Raw genomic sequence first — 17,827 nt, forward strand, 5'->3', positions numbered from 1 at the left:
GGCGAGTATCAGTGCTGTAAATGCAGTCCGCATTCGCGCTTCTCTTCCACTTTGGTGGGGTCAAAGTAGTCGAAGTTGTTGGGTAGGTTATGCGCCTGTAGGTACTGATACATATCTTTAGCGCTCCACTGTAGCAGCGGGGCCACTTTTAACAGGCCGTTGCTGTTGCGGCTAACCGCCTGCATTTTGGCGCGTTCGGGGGTGTCTTCAGCGCGTAGCGCGGTGAACCATACGTCGGGCTGCATTTCACGCAACGCACGCTCGAAGGGTTCGAGTTTAACTTCCTGAGTAAAGGCTGCATGGCGCGGGTCGTCAATGCCCGGCATGGGGCCGTCCAGCGCTTCGCGGTGGGCGCGGGTACGACGGGGCACGAAGCTGACGATATTGAGGTTGAGCTGTTTTATCACCTCGTCGGCGAATTGATAGGTCGCCTCGGTGTTGTAACCGCTGTCCATCCATACGATGGGTATATCCGGGCGTACCTGGCTGACCATGTGCAGAATCACCGCCTCAAAAGGGCGAAAGTTGGTGGTGCAAATAGGCCGTGCGCCTTGCGCCAGCGCCCACTCAATCAAGCCTTGAGGGTTTTTGTTACCGTTGTTTGCAAATTCTTTATTGATCGCTTCAAGCTCTGAGGACATGCTGCCACCTGTTCGAGTGTAGATATGGTGACTAGGTTATCAAACCCGACCCGTGACTCCCCAATACCGTTTAGTTAGGTTTTTATATTCCTTTTTGATATAGAAATTTAATTTCTTATTCCAGCGCGCCAATCAGATGACGAATCTTATCCAGTGTTTCGGTGTGCTCTTCGTCCGCTTGAGAGTCTGCCACTAAGCCTCCGCCTCCCCATACGTGCAATCTTCCCGCCTCGGCGACCACTGTCCGAATAGCGATGGAGGTATCCATACTGCCGCGTACATCGACATAGCCTAAACTGCCGCAATAGACGCTGCGCTGGCAGGGCTCTAATTCATCAATGATCTGCATGGCGCGAATCTTGGGTGCGCCGGTAATTGAGCCGCCGGGAAAAGCTGCCTTAAGCAGTGCCAGTGGTGTGTCGTTATCGGCCAGTTCCCCCTGTACGACGCTAACTAAATGGTGAACGTTGGGATAGCTCTCTAAGTGGCACAACTGCGGCACGCGAATGGAGCCAGGCTGACACACACGACCCAGGTCGTTGCGCATCAGGTCAACAATCATCACATTTTCAGCGCGATCTTTAGTGCTGCTCATTAGCTCTTCAGCCAGCGACTGATCCTCTTCTGGCGTCGCGCCTCGCGGGCGGGTACCTTTAATCGGCCGTGTTTCGACCTCGCCATTGCGGCACTGAATAAACCGCTCGGGCGAAAGTGACAGTACGGCCTTATCGCCCCAGGCCATAAAACCTGAATAGGGCGTGGGGGTCGCTTTGCGTAACTGCAGGTAGGCCTGCCACTCATCCCCCTGGTAATCGGCATAAAAACGCTGAGCCAGATTGATTTGATAGCAGTCACCCGCTCGAATATAGCGCTGCACGGCGTTAAAGCGTGCGACGTATTGGGCGTGGCTAAGTTCTGCTTTAAAGCTATTGGTTAATGTAAACGCACTAGTTGGCCCTGGCGACTGGGTAAGCCAGCTCTCCACCTGCTCCCGGCGCTGCGGGGTGGCGATTAACCACGCCTGTTGGGCCATGTGATCCAGTGTGATACACCAATCGTAAAGCCCTAAGCGGGCTTGCGGTAACGTTACTGGGCTTGCCTGAGCGCTCGGTATCGATAAGGTTTTTCGCCCTAAATCGTAGCCCCAGTAGCCTATTAACCCACCTAAAAAAGGGAGTTCACTGTTTTTATCAGGAATATCCAGTTGATCCAGTAGCCACTGCTGCAGGGCAAACGCATCACTAGCTATGTGCGCCGGTAGGCTAAGCTGATCTGACGCAATACTCGCTTCGCCATGGTGAGCAACTTCCAGCGTAGCAAGCGGGTCGCTGCTGATAATATCAAAGCGACCGGTGGCGATAGGGCGGCCACTATCGAGCAGCACTGCGCCGGGCCTGGCACGTAGGCAGGCGAATATTCCCAATGGGTCGGGTGAATAGGGCAGGGCAGTTATCGTCAACGCCTGGTTCATTAAGCAAACGCCTGGCCGGTAAAAGGGCTGCATATGTTAGAGGTCGTTGAAGATCGGCACCAGTGGCACGATTGACGCATTTCTCACGCTCGAAGCGGGATTGTTGACACTTTTTTTGCAGCTAGACTTTTTGTCTACAACTAAAGATGCATAAAGTCGCTTTATAAGCAAGTTGACGGCTGTGGCTCGCGAGGCTAAAGTTTCGCTATGTTCCTAATTGTCGACAATTCGCTATGAGCTTACCCGTTTCTTCTTCTTATTCCGACACCTCGCTGCATGAAATGGCTGTACCCGAAGTACGCACGCTCGCCGAGCGGGTATTTCATCAGTTGCAGGATGCCATCGTACGCGGAGAGCTTGCTCCCGGCAGTAAGATCACCGAGCCGGGACTGTCTAAAACCTACGGTATTTCACGCGGGCCGCTGCGCGAGGCGATGCGCCGCCTGGAAGCACACCGCCTCATCGAACGGGTTCCCCATGTGGGCGCACGGGTGGTTAAGCTCTCGATGAAAGAGCTTTTAGAGCTGTTTGACCTGCGTGAAGCCTTGGAAAGTATGGCGGCGCGCCTCGCGGCGGAGCATATGTCGCCGGAAGAGGTCCAGGGCTTGCGGGATGTTCTGGCGCTACATGAAGGCCAGGCCGACCTGAAACGCGGCGAAGCTTACTACCAGCGCGAAGGTGATCTCGATTTTCACTACTGCATCGTTCAGGGCAGTCATAACAAAATGCTAATGAACCTGCTCTGCGACGATCTCTATTACCTTGTGCGTCTTTATCGCACCCAGTTCAGTGCCAGTGGCACGCGACCACAGCGCGCCTTTGTGGAGCACCATCGCATTGTCGATGCCATTGAGGCCGGCGATGCCGAGCTGGCCGAGCTGCTCATGCGCCGCCACGTCAGCGCCTCCCGCGCCAATGTGGCGGATCGCTATGCAGCGACCCTAGAACAGTCAGCGTCCCAATCACAAAGCTAAACCATAACAACATATCAACATTACAGCAGGAGAAACGTCCCATGTCCCAGATGACTCCCGGCGCCCGGTTTCGGGCCGCGCTAGAAGCGAATCGTCCGCTGCCGATACTCGGCACCATCAATGCCTATACAGCGCTGATGGCAGAAAAAGTCAGCCATCAGGCTATTTACCTTTCCGGTGGCGGTGTTGCCAACGCCTCCTTCGGCTTGCCGGATCTGGGCATGACGACCATGAATGATGTGGTGGAAGATGCCCACCGTATCTGCGGCGCTACCGAGCTGCCGCTGCTGGTGGATATCGATACCGGTTGGGGTGGTGCCTTCAATATCGCACGTACCGTGAAAGAGATGCAGCGCGCTGGCGTCGCCGCGGTGCATATGGAAGATCAGGTCGCGCAAAAGCGCTGTGGTCACCGCCCCAATAAAGCGATTGTTTCTCAGCAGGAGATGGTCGACCGTATCAAAGCTGCCGCCGATGCCAAGATCGATCCCGACTTCTATTTAATTGCCCGCACCGATGCGTTTCAAAAAGAGGGCCTCGATGCGGCCATTGAGCGCGCCAACGCCTGCGTGGAAGCCGGGGCAGATGCCATCTTCGCCGAAGCGGTTCACACCCTGGATGATTACAAGGCCTTCTGCGAAAGGGTCAACGCGCCCATTTTGGCTAACATCACCGAGTTCGGCGCTACTCCGCTGTTTACCCAATCCGAGTTGGGCGATGTCGGCTGCCGCATGGTGCTTTACCCGCTTTCCGCGTTCCGCGCTATGAACGCCGCGGCACTGCAGGTCTATCAAAGCATTCTCGATAACGGCCACCAAAAAGACGTGGTGCCTATCATGCAGACCCGCGACGAACTCTACGATTTTCTGAACTACCACGACTTCGAGCAAAAGCTGGACGCGCTGTTTGCCGAGAAAGGCGATGACCAGTAAACCAAGCGCCAGCTTAACGAACGACCATATTTGAAAAACACAACTTAAAATAAAAGCAGAGTTAGGAGACACACCATGGCTGATAAACCCGTAACAGGTGCAGGACTACGTGGCCAGAGCGCCGGTTCCACCGCGCTGTGTACGGTAGGCAAAACAGGTTCAGGCCTGACCTACCGTGGCTTCGATATCAAAGAGCTTGCTGAAAAAGCCAAATTTGAAGAGGTCGCTTACCTGCTGTTAAAAGGCAAGTTGCCTAATCAGGGTGAGTTAGATCACTACACCAGCAAGCTCAAAAGCCTGCGCGGCTTGCCCGATGCATTGAAAACGGTGCTTGAGCAGATCCCCAAAGACGCCCATCCGATGGATGTCATGCGCACCGGCACCTCAATGCTGGGCAATCTGGAAACCGAGGAAAATTTTGATCAACAACAAGACGTTGCTGATCGGCTGCTGGCGGTGCTGCCGTCGATTATTTGCTACTGGTACCGCTTCTCCCACGACGGCGTACGCATCGACACCGAAACGGATGATGACTCAGTAGGCGGGCATTTCCTTAATATGCTGCGCGGCGAGCCCGCCTCTGAACTGCATGCGCGGGTGATGAACGTATCGCTGATTCTTTACGCCGAGCATGAGTTCAACGCCTCTACCTTTACCGCAAGGGTGTGTGCCTCCACGCTTTCCGATATGCACTCCTGCGTGACCGGTGCGATTGGGTCGCTGCGCGGCCCCCTGCATGGCGGTGCCAACGAAGCGGCCATGGCGATGATCGAGGATTGGCAGTCGCCGGAAGAAGCAGAAAGCAAAATCCTGGGCATGCTGGCGCGTAAGGATAAAATCATGGGCTTTGGGCATGCGATTTATCGCGAGTCCGACCCGCGCAACGCGATTATCAAGCATTGGTCCAAGAAGCTCTCTGACGATGTGGGCGATAAGGTGCTTTACCCGGTTTCTGAACGGGTCGAAGCGGTTATGTGGCGTGAGAAGAAGCTGTTTTGTAACGCAGACTTTTTCCACGCCAGCGCTTATCACTTTATGGATATACCCACCAAGCTGTTTACGCCGATTTTTGTGATGTCACGGCTGACCGGCTGGGCGGCGCACGTATTTGAGCAGCGCGCCAATAACCGCATTATTCGCCCTAGCGCCGATTACACTGGCCCTGAGAAGAGCGAGTGGGTGCCGATAGAAGCGCGAGACTGAACCGCTTGCTGCCCGGTGACTTGGACACCGGGCTTTTTTCAGCCCCTTCTTGTGAGTCTGTCTGCTATGAATACCCAATACCGTAAACCCCTGCCTGGCACAGCGCTTGAGTTTTTTGATGCTCGCGAGGCGGTGGAAGATATCCAGCCCGGTGCCTACGCACAGCTGCCTTACACCTCTCGCGTGCTGGCGGAACAGCTGGTGCGCCGCTGTGATCCTGAACTGCTCACTGATGCGCTAAAACAGCTGATCGAGCGCAAGAGCGATCTGGATTTTCCTTGGTACCCGGCGCGCGTCGTTTGCCACGATATCCTTGGCCAGACCGCGCTGGTCGACTTGGCGGGGCTGCGTGACGCTATTGCCGAGAAGGGCGGCGACCCCGCCAAGGTTAATCCTGTAGTGCCCACCCAACTGATCGTTGACCACTCGCTGGCGGTGGAGCACGCAGGGTCGGAAGAGGGCGCCTTCGAGAAAAACCGCGCCATTGAAGATCGCCGCAATGATGACCGTTTCCACTTTATCAACTGGACCAAGACGGCGTTTGAGAACGTCGATGTGATTCCTCCCGGCAACGGCATCATGCACCAGATCAATCTGGAGAAGATGTCGCCGGTGGTGCAGAATCGCGACGGCATTGCCTACCCGGATACCTGTGTGGGCACCGATAGCCATACCCCCATGGTCGATGCCCTGGGCGTTATCTCCGTAGGCGTGGGTGGTCTGGAGGCCGAAAGCGTCATGCTGGGCCGTGCCTCCATGATGCGCCTGCCGGATATCGTCGGCGTGGAGCTGACCGGCAAGCTGCAGCCTGGGATTACCGGCACCGACATGGTGCTGGCGATTACCGAGTTCCTGCGTAAAGAGCGGGTAGTGGGCGCTTACCTGGAGTTTTATGGCGAAGGTGCCGATGCCCTAACGGTCGGCGATCGCGCCACTATTTCCAATATGACCCCCGAGTACGGCGCGACCGCGGCGATGTTCTACATCGATGGCCAAACTATCGATTACCTGAAAATTACCGGCCGTGAAGATGAGCAGGTGGCGCTGGTGGAAACCTACGCCAAGCACACCGGCCTCTGGGCGGATAGCTTGACCGAGGTTAAGTACGAGCGGGTGCTGACCTTTAACCTCTCATCGGTAACCCGCACCCTGGCGGGGCCCTCCAATCCTCACGCCCATTTGCCCACATCAGAGCTTGCCCAACGCGGCATTGCCGTCGGGCTTGAGGCGGCACAAGCGGAAGAGAAAGCGGGTAAAATGCCCGATGGCGCGGTTATCATCGCCGCCATTACCAGCTGCACCAATACCTCCAACCCGCGCAATATGGTCGCGGCAGGGCTAATCGCCCGTAACGCCAACCGGCTGGGTCTGCTGCGTAAGCCATGGGTGAAGTCGTCGCTGGCGCCGGGCTCGAAAACCGTCAAGATGTACCTGGAAGAAGCTGGATTAATGAGCGAGCTTGAAAATCTCGGCTTCGGTGTGGTCGCCTACGCCTGTACCACCTGTAACGGTATGTCCGGGGCGCTGGATCCAAAAATCCAGCAGGAGATTATTGAGCGTGATCTCTATGCGACCGCCGTGCTTTCCGGTAACCGTAACTTCGATGGCCGTATCCATCCCCATGCCCAGCAGGCTTTTCTGGCGTCACCGCCCCTGGTGGTCGCCTACGCCATTGCGGGTACGATTCGCTTTGATATCGAAAAAGACGCCCTGGGTGTGGATCAGGCAGGCAACCCCGTCACGTTGAAGGATATCTGGCCAGCGGATGAAGAGATCGACGCGATTGTTAAATCGTCGGTGAAGCCGGAGCAGTTCCGTCAGACCTATATCCCCATGTTCGATCTGGACAAGAGCGCCCGCGCCCAGGTCAGCCCGCTGTATGACTGGCGGCCCCAGAGTACCTATATCCGCCGTCCGCCTTACTGGGAGGGCAATATGGCCAAGGTGCGCACGCTTAAAGGCATGCGGCCGCTGGCAATTTTGCCGGACAATATCACCACTGATCATCTGTCGCCCTCTAACGCTATTCAGTTGAACAGTGCGGCGGGGGAGTACCTGGCCAAAATGGGCCTGCCGGAGGAGGACTTCAACTCCTACGCCACCCACCGCGGTGACCACCTAACTGCTCAGCGGGCCACCTTCGCCAACCCGAAGTTGTTTAACGAAATGGTGCGCGACGCCGACGGCAAGGTAAAACAGGGCTCGCTGGCGCGGGTAGAGCCGGAAGGCGAAGTGACACGCATGTGGGAAGCCATTGAAACCTATATGGCGCGTAAGCAGCCGCTGATCATTATTGCCGGTGCGGATTACGGCCAGGGCTCCTCACGGGACTGGGCAGCCAAAGGGGTGGCACTGGCAGGCGTTGAAGCGATTGCCGCCGAAGGCTTTGAGCGTATTCACCGCACCAACCTGATCGGGATGGGGGTGATGCCGCTGGAGTTTGAATCCGGCACCACGCGAATGACACTGGGTCTGGATGGCACCGAAACCTTCGATGTGGAAGGCGCCGTTTCGCCGGGGGCGATGCTCACCCTGGTAATCCACCGCCACAACGGTGACAGCGAGCAGGTTGCGGTGAAGTGCCGTTTGGATACCGCCGAGGAAGTATCAATTTACACCGCTGGTGGCGTACTGCAGCGCTTCGCCCAGGACTTCCTCGAATCGTCGGCGGCTTAAACAGTTAGCTGGCCAAAAGAACCCGGTGTCTTTAGCTTTTCGAATCAGGCTTTTCGAATCAGGCTTAGAGCACCGGGTTATTTTTAGGAGTGGTAATAATGAGCGAGTCAGTACAAAAAAAACATGAGCCGCAGATAAAGATCCCGGCCACCTATATGCGCGGCGGCACCAGTAAGGGCGTATTTTTTAAGCTCAACGATCTACCCGAAGCGGCCCAGCGGCCGGGCGTGGCGCGGGATCAGTTGCTGCTGCGGGTAATCGGCAGCCCCGATCCCTACGAAAAGCAGATTGATGGTATGGGAGGAGCCACTTCAAGCACTAGCAAGACGGTGATCCTGTCGAAAAGTGAGTCAGCCGATCACGATGTGGATTACCTGTTTGGCCAGGTCTCTATCGACAAGCCCTATGTGGATTGGAGCGGTAATTGCGGCAACCTTTCTGCAGCGGTCGGCCCCTTTGCGATTGCCAATGGTCTGGTTGATGCATCACGTATTCCGGAAAATGGTGTCGTCGAGGTAAGAATCTGGCAGGTCAATATTCAGAAAACTATCGTCTCCCAGGTGCCTGTCGTGAATGGTCAAGTGCAGGAGACTGGCGGTTTTGAGCTGGATGGAGTGACATTTCCCGCGGCTGAGATTCCAGTAGCCTTTAAGGATCCGGCGGACGGCGAGGGAGCAATCTTCCCCACTGGCAACCTAATCGATGAACTGGACGTCCCGGGTGTAGGAGTGTTGAAAGCCACCCTGATCAATGCCGGGATACCCACGATCTTCATTAATGCCGACGATATTGGCTACGTGGGTACCGAGCTTCAGGATGTCATCAATGGCGACGGTAAAGCGCTTGCGATGTTTGAAGCCATTCGTGCCCATGGCGCATTACGAATGGGGCTGATAAGCGACATCAGTGAGGCCGCTAACCGTCAGCACACACCCAAAGTGGCGTTTGTGGGCCCGCCAGTGGATTACCTCTCTTCGAGCGGTAAGAGTGTGAATGCTAGTGATATCGATCTGGTGGTGCGAGCGCTCTCGATGGGCAAGTTGCATCACGCCATGATGGGCACGGCCGCCGTCGCCATTGCCGCCGCAGCTGCCATTGAAGGCACGCTGGTGAATCTGGCAGCAGGAGGTGGCGGTCAACGTAACGCGGTCACTTTTGGACACCCTTCTGGCAGCCTGCGGGTTGGCGCAGAAGCAAGCTTGAACGAGGGGCGGTGGCATATCGAGCAGGCGGTGATGAGCCGTAGTGCCCGGGTATTGATGGAAGGAGTGGTGAGAATTCCTGGGGACAGCTTTTAGGGCGCGTTCCTTGAGCCATACTGAGGAGTAGGTGATTCAACAGTAGGAGAGAGCGCTATGTCTACCAGACCATCTGCCACATCCGAAGCCAATGAGCGGCCCGATTACGATCCCGAGCTGCAGGCCATTGCCGATTATGTCCTGAACTATCAGGTGTGTTCCCAAGAGGCGCTGGAGACTGCGCGTTACTGCCTGATGGATACGCTTGGCTGTGGGCTCTTGGCACTACGCTTTCCGGAGTGTACCAAGCACCTTGGGCCGATAGTTGAAGGCACGGTGGTGCCGTTTGGAGCGCGAGTCCCAGGCACAACGCTGCGTCTTGATCCAGTCAAAGCGGCATGGGATATCGGCTGTATCATCCGCTGGCTGGACTATAACGATACCTGGCTTGCCGCCGAGTGGGGCCACCCCTCCGATAATCTTGGGGCCATTCTGGCGGTAGCCGATCACCTCTCTCAGCGGCGAGTTGCTCAAGGTGAAGCACCGCTTGTGATGCGTGATGTGCTTGAAGCAATGGTTATGGCCCATGAAATACAGGGTGTACTGGCGCTGGAAAACAGCTTTAATCGGGTTGGACTCGATCACGTGGTACTAGTAAAGGTGGCGTCTACTGCGGTGGCTGCCAAGTTGCTGGGCGCCAATCGTGAGCAGGTGCTGTCGGCGCTTTCCCATGCATGGGTCGATGGTCAGAGCCTGCGAACTTATCGTCATGCGCCCAACGCAGGTTCGCGGAAAAGCTGGGCCGCGGGGGACGCCACTTCACGGGGTGTGCGCTTGGCGGATATCGCCCTGCGCGGTGAAATGGGTATTCCCAGCGCGCTGTCGGCGCCCCAATGGGGCTTCTACGATGTGCTGTTTAGCCACGCCAATAAAGATTTGAGCCTGAAGCCAGAAGCGGAGCGTCGGCTGCGTTTCCAGCGCGAGTTTGGCAGTTATGTGATGGAGAATATCCTTTTCAAGATCGCTTTCCCTGCTGAGTTTCATGCTCAAACGGCTTGTGAAGCTGCGGTAGTCCTTCATCCGCAGGTGAAAGATCGCTTGGCTGATATCGATAAGGTCGTGTTGACCACTCATGATTCGGCTATCCGTATCATTTCCAAAACCGGGGCGCTCGCTAACCCAGCGGACCGCGACCACTGCTTGCAGTACATGACCGCGGTGCCGCTTATCTTTGGCGAGCTGACCGCTGATCATTATGAAGATAGCTTTCACGCGGCTCATCCGCTGATTGATGAGCTGCGGGGCAAGATGGTGGTAGAGGAAAACGCCGAGTATTCGGCGGATTATCACGACCCTGAGAAGCGCTCTATCGCTAACGCAGTGCAGGTTTTTTTTAAGGATAGTAGTGCGACAGATAAAGCCGTGGTGGAGTATCCGTTAGGCCACCGGCGCCGGCGTGAAGAAGGTATGCCATTGTTAGTTGATAAGTTTAAGCGACATTTGGCGATGCGATTTCCAGCAAGTCGTTGCCAAAAAATTGTTGATCTATGCAGCCATCAGCCAACGCTTGAAGCGTTACCTGTACACAAATTTATGGATGAGTGGATGATTTAGCCCTTGGTGCTCAATACATTTCACTAAAAATACCCGGCAGCGCTTAAGCGCTACCGGGTTATGGTAGTTTGCACCGTTAAACTACTCTTCAAACGTTACTTGATCGCGCATGCGGTCGACGGTGGCAGGCCCAATGCCACTGATACGTTCAAGGTCTTCAGCGCTTTCAAAGGCCCCGTTGGTTTCGCGCTCTTCAATGATTGCTTCTGCTCGGCTTGGGCCAATGCCCGGTAATTCGGCCAGCAGCTCAGCATCGGCGGTATTGACGTTGATGGGCGCCACCTCTTGTGCCAGCGCGCCACTGGAAAGCCCCAAGCTAATGCTAAGTAAAAGTGCGGCTAAAGTTCCTTTAAGAGTCATGTTCATCCTCGATAATCCTTTTAATAACGTTTGATGTCATTGATGTAGTGCGCGAAGTTCAGAGAAGATGATGTTATACGCTTGAATTGTCTTTTAGCGTTATGAACGCCGCTGCACTATCAACTTAGCTTTTTTTAATAAGTGAATATGTCAGCGATGTACGACAGCGATTGTAAGTTTTTAGCTATAGCCCTATGGCAAATAGCTTACATCGTGAGGGGGCGAGGAGGGGGGAGAGACTGATATAATGGCAAAAACTACATTCGGAGCAACGATATGGCTACTGATTCCCCGATCATTATTGCGCTTGACTACCCTTCGCTAGATGCGGCGCTGTGCATGGCTGATCAGCTTGACCCTGCCCGCTGCCGCGTTAAAGTGGGTAAAGAGTTATTTACTCGCAGTGGCCCCGCCGTGCTTGAAGCGTTACATGGACGTGGTTTTGAGGTGTTTTTAGACCTTAAATTTCATGATATACCCAACACGGTTGCCAGCGCCGTACAGGCAGCGGCGGAGCAGGGTGTTTGGATGGTCAATGTCCATGCCAGCGGGGGGCAACGGATGATGGAGGCGGCCACGCAGCGCCTGGAGCAACACGGATTGGCCACCCATTTAATTGCGGTTACCGTATTGACCAGCATGCAGGCCGAGGACTTAGCTGATATTGGTATTAATGCACCGCTGGCTGAGCATGTAGAGCGCTTAGCGCTGCTGGCGAAGCAGAGCGGCTTACGCGGTGTCGTCTGTTCGGCTCAAGAGTCTGCTCGAATTAAAACACTTTGTGGTGATTCGTTCTTAAAAGTAACTCCTGGAATTCGCCCTAGTTTTGCAGCGACTAATGACCAGCAGCGGATTATGACACCTAGCCAAGCCATACAGGCGGGAAGCACGCATTTAGTCATAGGCCGACCCGTTACTCAGGCCGAAGACCCTATGGCAGCCCTTGAGGCGATTGAGGCCGAACTAGCAGTTGCATAAACCGCGCTGTTTATACTGTCGCTATTCACCTTCTACGCCGATAACTGGCTTGATAGTCCCCCAGTAGCGGCAACTGGGGCATTGCCACTGGAGCGCATCACTGGCAAATCCACAGTGTCGGCAGCGGTGGCGGGTACGATTAAGCAAAAGCGCATCGGTGTGGTGCTTTAGCAGCAATAAGCGCGTGTCAGGAGAGGATTTTCCGTTTAGCCGCTGGCTCTCAATATACAGGTCAATCAAATAATCCAGCCCGCCCAAGCTTGGCACTGCGCGCAACCGTTCGCCGACCAGCTCAATGGCTTTGTCTACGCCGTCTCGCTGGTGCACGAGCTGTCCTAGCGAAATAATAATGCTGGTATAGGGCGCTTGTTCAAGCAGGCGGTAAAGGTGCGCCTCAAACCCCGCTTCATCGTTACGACGCAAATAGGCATTTTTGAGGGCAGGCAGCATAGTAGGGATATGGGCTATTTCCTGGCGCGGGATATTATCTAATCGCTCAATAGCGCGCCCATAGTGGCCGTTATCCATCTCCAATTCAGCCAAGAGCAGGGTGGCGCGAACGCAACTTTCATCTAGCTGTAGGGCTTTTTTCAGGTGCTTTTTAGCAAGCGCTCGACTGGCTTCGCTGATCTCCTCAATGGCCAGCTCGCACAGCCAATGCGCGGCAGGGCGCCGCAGCTTTGGGTGCTGTTTAAACAGCGGTTGAATTACTTCTAATGCTTGGTGCCAAGCCTTTTCACGCTCTAATAAATCGACCAGTAGCTGTTTGGCAGCATAGCGGAGTTCATCGTTGCTGCTGTTTTCCAGCAGTGTGTTAAGAAGACGCTGCGCGCGATCGTGTACCCCCAGCGCCATGAAATCCCGGGCAAGCTCCAGCTGGATCTGTTCATTGGTATGCTGCGACAGCGCAGGACGCGCTAAGAGGTTTTGGTGAATACTGACCGCTTTATCCGCCTCGCCACGGGCGCGAAAAAGTTTGCCAAGAGCAATGTGAGTATACACCGTATCGCTGTTAACGGCTAGCACGTTGATGAACGTGTTGATCGCTTCGTCGGGCTGCTCGTTAAGGAGATAGTTTAGCCCGACAAAGTAATCTCTCGACAGTGCCTGTGAGGGCGCTGAGGGCGGTTGAGAGCGATGTCGACGGCGTCCAGCTTGGTGGTAGCCCAAGCCATAACCGATGGCGATAGCGACCAACAATACGCTTAGCAGCGCGACATCCAGCATTTATGCTAGTTCCTTGAACTCCTGGGTTCGCAAGCTATCAAGCTCTTTGCGTTGCTGCTTGTTATGGCGCTGGCTACGGGCCAATGTTGCTTTTAGACGGACATATACACCTAGCATGGCCAGCATGCCCAGTACGACGCCAAACACCAGTGTCGCCAATAACCAAACAGAGAGCGATACGGCTGGCAGTTCCAGCCAAATAAGGTTCAAAGCAATCGTTTGCTGATTGTTAACGGCAAACAAAATACCTACGAGCACTACTATCAGCAAAATAATGGCCAGAATAAGCCCTTTGATCCAACGCATGTGAGTTTCCTAGTCTGTGACGTTCACGGTAGCGCTATTGTGTACGACTCAAGCGACGGCGTCATCCCGCAGAAGGTCGGATAACGCAATAGCCGCCCTTAATAGCCGAGTGCGCGACTAGCGTCTACCTGTTCACGTAGCTCTTTCCCAGGCTTGAAGTGCGGCACATATTTGCCTTCAAGATCAACCGCATCGCCTGTTTTTGGGTTACGCCCTACGCGCGGTTCCCGGTAGTGCAAAGAAAAGCTACCGAAGCCACGGATCTCAACGCGACCACCACTGGCGAGAGAATCCGTCATGTCGTCCAGGATAATACGCACCGCTGTTTCAACATCTTTGGCGGACAATTCCGGCTGACGCATCGCAATTTGTTCGATTAATTCAGATTTAGTCATCGGTTAGCTCCCTGCGAACATTGAAGGCCTTGATGCGCTCTCGGCCTCACTCACATCAAATTCAGCATACTGCTCAATTCAGTATAAAACAATTCAGATAAAACAAGGTTCTAGACTGATTAATAGCATAGGCGAAGGAGGGCGCTGGCGCGACCCCACAGCTTAGGTATACTGGTGCTTCATTTATTTGATCGGAGCGGCTGACGTTGAACGACGACAATTCCCCTACAGCCATTTTGCGCAAACGGCTTTATTGGCACTCGCGTCGCGGTATGTGGGAGCTAGACCTTCTGCTAATTCCGTTTCTTGAACAGCGTTTTGATCATATTAGCGAAGCGGATCAACTGGCTTATCAGCAGCTAATTGAAGGTGAAGACCAGGATCTGTTTGTTTGGCTAATGCATCGAGAGTGGCCTGAAGAACCCAGCCAGCGGCGTATCGTACAAATGATAGTGGAACATGCTGAAACCACCGATAATTCTGCCTATCGTACCCTCTAGATTTTGGCTGCTAGCCCAATGTGGGTTGTTTGTCGGGGTAGTGGCGCTAAGCTATTGGGTCGTGGGGACACCCGCAACTGTTGCGATAGTTGTGTTAGGCGGTGGCGTTGTTTGGCGCGGCTATCTTCATCAACCCAAAGGCGTGCTCTCGCTGACCTCGACGGCGTCACAAGTTCAAGGCCGTTGGTTGCGCGAACCACAGTCAACAGAGGCCGCACTCATGCAAGGCGAAGTGCTTGGCGAAGCACATCAGGTGCGCTGTGATTATTTAGGGCCCTGGTTAGTAGGGCTTTATGTGGGTAAGCAGCGGGTTTGGCTCTGCCCTGATAGTGCGCCCCAAGAAAGTCTGCGTGAAGTAAGGCAGTTGTTCCATCGTCCGGGCCACTAACGGTTTTTTTCTAACGCGTCTGTTAAATCGTTTATCGATAGCGCAGAGGCAATGGCTTGAGGTCGTTGGTGGGGCCAGTCGGTGGAGTAATGTAGCCCGCGTGACTCATGGCGCTGCTGAGCGGCGATAACGGTCAATAGTGCTAACTGTAAGGTCTGGTGTAAGCGCTTCCCTTCCGGGGCTTTTAGAGCGCCCTGAATCTCTTCCACGCTATTTAGCAGTGTCTTCAAGTGCTCCAGAGCAGTGCTTAGCCCGGTGGTGCTGCGCACAATGGAGACATGCTGACTCATAGTGGTGCGCATCTGTTGGCGTATATCGCTAAGTACTGCTTTAGGGAAGGTGGCGGCTGCAGCTGGGGTCGGAGGCTGAAATTCGCTACTGCTGGTCGTTAGGCCGTTTTGTTCCGCATCGGCTAACAGCGCCTGTGCACAGCTGCGGGCAAATACCAAACACTCTAATAGCGAGTTGCTGGCCATACGGTTGGCGCCATGCAGGCCCGTGCAGGCCGTTTCGCCAATGGCATATAGGTTGGCAACGTTGGTGGCGCCTTGCAGGTTGGTGGCGACACCGCCGCAGCTATAGTGGGCGGCAGGCACTACGGGAATAGCCTGCTGAGTGATATCAATACCCCGGGAGGCGCAGTGCGCCTGAATAGTGGGGAAGTGATGGTGAATTGCCTTTTCACCTAAATGACGAATATCCAACCATACGTGGCCCAGAGAGCTGCGCTGTATTTCAGCATCAATGGCGCGGGCGACGACATCTCTCGGGGCTAGCTCGGCGCGCTTATCTAGCGCCAGCATAAAACGCTCTCCCGCCTCATTGAGCAAATGTCCGCCTTCACCACGAACCGCCTCACTGATCAAAAACGCCGGGCCTTCAGGGTCAAATAGGCAGGTGGGGTGAAACTGTTGAAACTCTAGATTCATTAACCGAGCACCCAGCTCTGCGGCCATCATCATGCCTTCGCCGCTGCTAGGGGCAGGCGTGGTGGTGTGACGGTAAAGGCCGCTTGCGCCGCCAGTGGCCAATACGGTATGGCGCGCAGTAAGGGAGTGCCACTGTTGGTTAGTATCGTTGCCATAGGCGCCGTGGCAGGTACCGTGGACATCCTGTAGCAAGCCAACCACGGTTAGATCGTTGCGCTGGGTGATGTTGGGGTGCTGGGCAACGCTGTCTAATAGTGTGTCCACTACAGCACGACCGGTGGCGTCATCCGCGTGGATAATTCGCCGTGCGTTATGGCCGCCTTCACGGGTGAGGTGATACGGATAGCGTGCGGCAGGGTCGGTTTCTGGCGTAAAGGGGACGCCCTGATCAATTAACCACTGAATAGCCGCTGGACCGTGGGTGACAGTAAAGCGTACTGCCTCGACATCACAGAGTCCGTCGCCAGCTATCAGGGTATCGTTAATATGGGCTTCTAGGTCGTCGTCGGGCGAAAGAACGGCGGCAATGCCCCCTTGCGCCCATCGGCTGGCGCCTTGGTCGTCTTGCGCAGGACGAACCAGCGTCACTGACCGCTGATCAGCCACTTCCAAGGCAAGGGTTAGCCCAGCGACGCCGCCGCCAATGATAAGTACATCGGATGTTGGCGTGCTCATAGCGCCCGCTCCCCCTTGATACTGACCGAAATATTACCAACCCTAAACGTCGCTAGCTTCGCCGAGCGCAAAAAAGTTAGAAGGCAGGCATCATAGCGTGGCACTTGGCGTTTAGCGATGTTTTGAGGTAAGAAATGAGTGGTGTGCGGGCTGTCAATGCGCAATGTTCGGGCACGCAAAAGAGCACAGCAAAGGGCAGCGTAAAGATAACTAATCTAGGAAGTTAAGCGTTTAAAGGGGATGAGGCTGGAGAGGTAGAGAAGCAATAGGTAATGGTGCCCGGAGCCGGACTTGAACCGGCACGGGGTTGCCCCCGAGAGATTTTAAGTCTCTTGCGTCTACCGATTTCGCCATCCGGGCAAAACATCGTAATGCTGTTTTAAGAAGAGATCTTTAAAACATCACTACTACACAAAGATGGAGGCTGGAGTCGGAATCGAACCGGCGTACACGGAGTTGCAGTCCGCTGCATAACCACTCTGCCATCCAGCCTCAAGAGTCGTTGGAGCGGGAAAGGAGATCCGACCGGGCTGGCGTTCCAGCTCACGACCTTTTCATGCTTTACCACGCTATCCAAGTTGGAGCGGGAAAGGAGATTCGAACTCCCGACCCTCGCCTTGGCAAGGCGATGCTCTACCACTGAGCTATTCCCGCTCGACTCGAGGGCGAATTATACGGATCACCGTCAGCTTGTCAATCAATGAATTGGCGCGTGTTCCTTATTTACTTATCAGCAGCTTACATTGAGCGGCTAAGATGTGGCCAGGCGGCTTTCAAGTACTGGATCATAGACCATAACGTGAGAATAGCAGCGGCATAGAGCACCATAATCCCTAACAGCGCAAATTCGTGCGCTGGTGGAAGCGCCAGCAAGATTAGCAGTGACACCATTTGTAGTGTTGTTTTCAATTTGCCTACCCAAGACACGGCCACCATGCCACGCTTGCCCATTTCGGCCATCCATTCACGCAGCGCCGAAATGACAATTTCACGACCAATAATCACCAGTGCAGGGAGCGTGAGTACCAGAGTGTCATAGCGCTCTATTAATAGCGCCAGGGCCACGACGACCATAAGTTTGTCGGCCACCGGATCTAGAAAAGCGCCAAATGGCGTTGACTGATTCCAGCGCCGCGCTAAATAGCCGTCCAGCCAGTCGGTGACGGAGGCTAACGCAAATAGGCCAGCCGCTATAGGCATGCTCCAACTGAAGGGCAGATAAAACAGCACCACTAGCAGCGGAATAAAGGCGATTCTCGCCAGTGTCAGTATGTTGGGTATATTCATCGCAGGGTGCGATCCTTGCCGGAAAATCAGAGG

Annotated in this window: 17 protein-coding genes and 3 tRNA genes; 9 read left to right on the plus strand and 11 right to left on the minus strand. The window is 54.8% G+C overall.

All coding sequences use genetic code 11. The features are described from left to right. Nucleotides 1–8 precede the first annotated feature (8 nt). A complete protein-coding gene (locus ACXUPB_RS07580) occupies nucleotides 9–641 on the minus strand; it encodes a phosphoadenosine phosphosulfate reductase domain-containing protein (protein WP_179915438.1) in 633 nt (210 codons plus the stop codon). A gap of 115 nt (nucleotides 642–756) precedes the next feature. Beyond that, the gene (gene pabB / locus ACXUPB_RS07585) at nucleotides 757–2,112 is read right to left on the minus strand and encodes an aminodeoxychorismate synthase component I (protein ID WP_281662189.1); all 1,356 of its coding nucleotides are present in this window, start codon (nucleotides 2,110–2,112) and stop codon (nucleotides 757–759) included. Between the two features lie 233 nt (nucleotides 2,113–2,345). Between pabB and ACXUPB_RS07590 the strand changes: the two genes are divergently transcribed. The 6 genes from ACXUPB_RS07590 (at nucleotide 2,346) to prpD (ending at nucleotide 10,749) form a co-directional block, all read left to right on the plus strand. After that, nucleotides 2,346–3,086, plus strand: coding sequence for a GntR family transcriptional regulator (locus ACXUPB_RS07590; RefSeq protein WP_472956085.1), 741 nt, complete (start codon nucleotides 2,346–2,348; stop codon nucleotides 3,084–3,086). Between the two features lie 41 nt (nucleotides 3,087–3,127). Beyond that, on the plus strand, nucleotides 3,128–4,018 hold the full coding sequence (prpB, locus tag ACXUPB_RS07595; RefSeq protein ID WP_472956088.1) for a methylisocitrate lyase: 891 nt from the start codon (nucleotides 3,128–3,130) through the stop codon (nucleotides 4,016–4,018). 75 nt (nucleotides 4,019–4,093) lie between these two features. After that, the gene (prpC, locus tag ACXUPB_RS07600; RefSeq protein WP_472956091.1) at nucleotides 4,094–5,221 is read left to right on the plus strand and encodes a bifunctional 2-methylcitrate synthase/citrate synthase; all 1,128 of its coding nucleotides are present in this window, start codon (nucleotides 4,094–4,096) and stop codon (nucleotides 5,219–5,221) included. Between the two features lie 66 nt (nucleotides 5,222–5,287). Further along, on the plus strand, nucleotides 5,288–7,897 hold the full coding sequence (gene acnD, locus ACXUPB_RS07605) for a Fe/S-dependent 2-methylisocitrate dehydratase AcnD (protein ID WP_472956094.1): 2,610 nt from the start codon (nucleotides 5,288–5,290) through the stop codon (nucleotides 7,895–7,897). A 98-nt stretch (nucleotides 7,898–7,995) separates the two neighbouring features. Continuing rightward, complete coding sequence (gene prpF, locus ACXUPB_RS07610) at nucleotides 7,996–9,195, plus strand: 2-methylaconitate cis-trans isomerase PrpF (RefSeq protein ID WP_472956096.1); 1,200 nt, start codon at nucleotides 7,996–7,998, stop codon at nucleotides 9,193–9,195. A gap of 57 nt (nucleotides 9,196–9,252) precedes the next feature. Then, entirely contained in the window at nucleotides 9,253–10,749 is a 1,497-nt protein-coding gene (gene prpD, locus ACXUPB_RS07615) for a 2-methylcitrate dehydratase (protein ID WP_472956098.1), read from the plus strand. An 81-nt stretch (nucleotides 10,750–10,830) separates the two neighbouring features. On the opposite strand, the gene ACXUPB_RS07620 is transcribed toward prpD, so the two are convergent. Then, nucleotides 10,831–11,115: a ComEA family DNA-binding protein gene (locus ACXUPB_RS07620; protein WP_472956100.1), complete on the minus strand. Its 285-nt coding sequence runs from the start codon at nucleotides 11,113–11,115 to the stop codon at nucleotides 10,831–10,833. Nucleotides 11,116–11,385: 270 nt separating this feature from the next. Between ACXUPB_RS07620 and pyrF the strand changes: the two genes are divergently transcribed. Continuing rightward, complete coding sequence (gene pyrF, locus ACXUPB_RS07625) at nucleotides 11,386–12,087, plus strand: orotidine-5'-phosphate decarboxylase (protein WP_472956102.1); 702 nt, start codon at nucleotides 11,386–11,388, stop codon at nucleotides 12,085–12,087. Nucleotides 12,088–12,108: 21 nt separating this feature from the next. Here pyrF and lapB read toward each other — a convergent pair whose 3' ends face one another. From lapB to ACXUPB_RS07640, 3 genes are all read right to left on the minus strand, one after another. Next, on the minus strand, nucleotides 12,109–13,314 hold the full coding sequence (gene lapB / locus ACXUPB_RS07630) for a lipopolysaccharide assembly protein LapB (protein ID WP_472956104.1): 1,206 nt from the start codon (nucleotides 13,312–13,314) through the stop codon (nucleotides 12,109–12,111). Further along, nucleotides 13,315–13,620 (minus strand): LapA family protein, encoded by a 306-nt coding sequence (locus ACXUPB_RS07635; protein ID WP_339883030.1) that lies wholly within the window; start codon nucleotides 13,618–13,620, stop codon nucleotides 13,315–13,317. Nucleotides 13,621–13,718: 98 nt separating this feature from the next. Next, nucleotides 13,719–14,015 (minus strand): integration host factor subunit beta, encoded by a 297-nt coding sequence (locus ACXUPB_RS07640; RefSeq protein ID WP_008959540.1) that lies wholly within the window; start codon nucleotides 14,013–14,015, stop codon nucleotides 13,719–13,721. Nucleotides 14,016–14,221: 206 nt separating this feature from the next. Between ACXUPB_RS07640 and ACXUPB_RS07645 the strand changes: the two genes are divergently transcribed. Then, the gene (locus tag ACXUPB_RS07645; RefSeq protein ID WP_472956106.1) at nucleotides 14,222–14,515 is read left to right on the plus strand and encodes an FAD assembly factor SdhE; all 294 of its coding nucleotides are present in this window, start codon (nucleotides 14,222–14,224) and stop codon (nucleotides 14,513–14,515) included. Continuing rightward, the gene (locus ACXUPB_RS07650) at nucleotides 14,475–14,903 is read left to right on the plus strand and encodes a hypothetical protein (RefSeq protein ID WP_235272394.1); all 429 of its coding nucleotides are present in this window, start codon (nucleotides 14,475–14,477) and stop codon (nucleotides 14,901–14,903) included. The genes ACXUPB_RS07645 and ACXUPB_RS07650 overlap by 41 nt, the downstream gene beginning before the upstream one ends. On the opposite strand, the gene nadB is transcribed toward ACXUPB_RS07650, so the two are convergent. The 5 genes from nadB to pgsA all read right to left on the minus strand — a co-directional run bounded on the left by nadB (nucleotide 14,900) and on the right by pgsA (nucleotide 17,794). Beyond that, nucleotides 14,900–16,507, minus strand: a complete 1,608-nt coding sequence (gene nadB / locus ACXUPB_RS07655) for an L-aspartate oxidase (protein WP_035566623.1) — start codon at nucleotides 16,505–16,507, stop codon at nucleotides 14,900–14,902. The two genes, ACXUPB_RS07650 and nadB, sit on opposite strands and share 4 nt — an antisense overlap. 273 nt (nucleotides 16,508–16,780) lie before the next feature. Beyond that, nucleotides 16,781–16,867 (minus strand) — tRNA-Leu (locus ACXUPB_RS07660). Between the two features lie 58 nt (nucleotides 16,868–16,925). Then, nucleotides 16,926–16,999, minus strand: a tRNA-Cys gene (locus ACXUPB_RS07665). 87 nt (nucleotides 17,000–17,086) lie between these two features. Continuing rightward, nucleotides 17,087–17,161: transfer RNA gene (locus ACXUPB_RS07670), tRNA-Gly, on the minus strand. A gap of 84 nt (nucleotides 17,162–17,245) precedes the next feature. Then, entirely contained in the window at nucleotides 17,246–17,794 is a 549-nt protein-coding gene (gene pgsA / locus ACXUPB_RS07675) for a CDP-diacylglycerol--glycerol-3-phosphate 3-phosphatidyltransferase (RefSeq protein ID WP_035566621.1), read from the minus strand. Nucleotides 17,795–17,827 lie beyond the last annotated feature (33 nt).

Source organism: Vreelandella sp. DA03-1M (assembly GCF_055725665.1).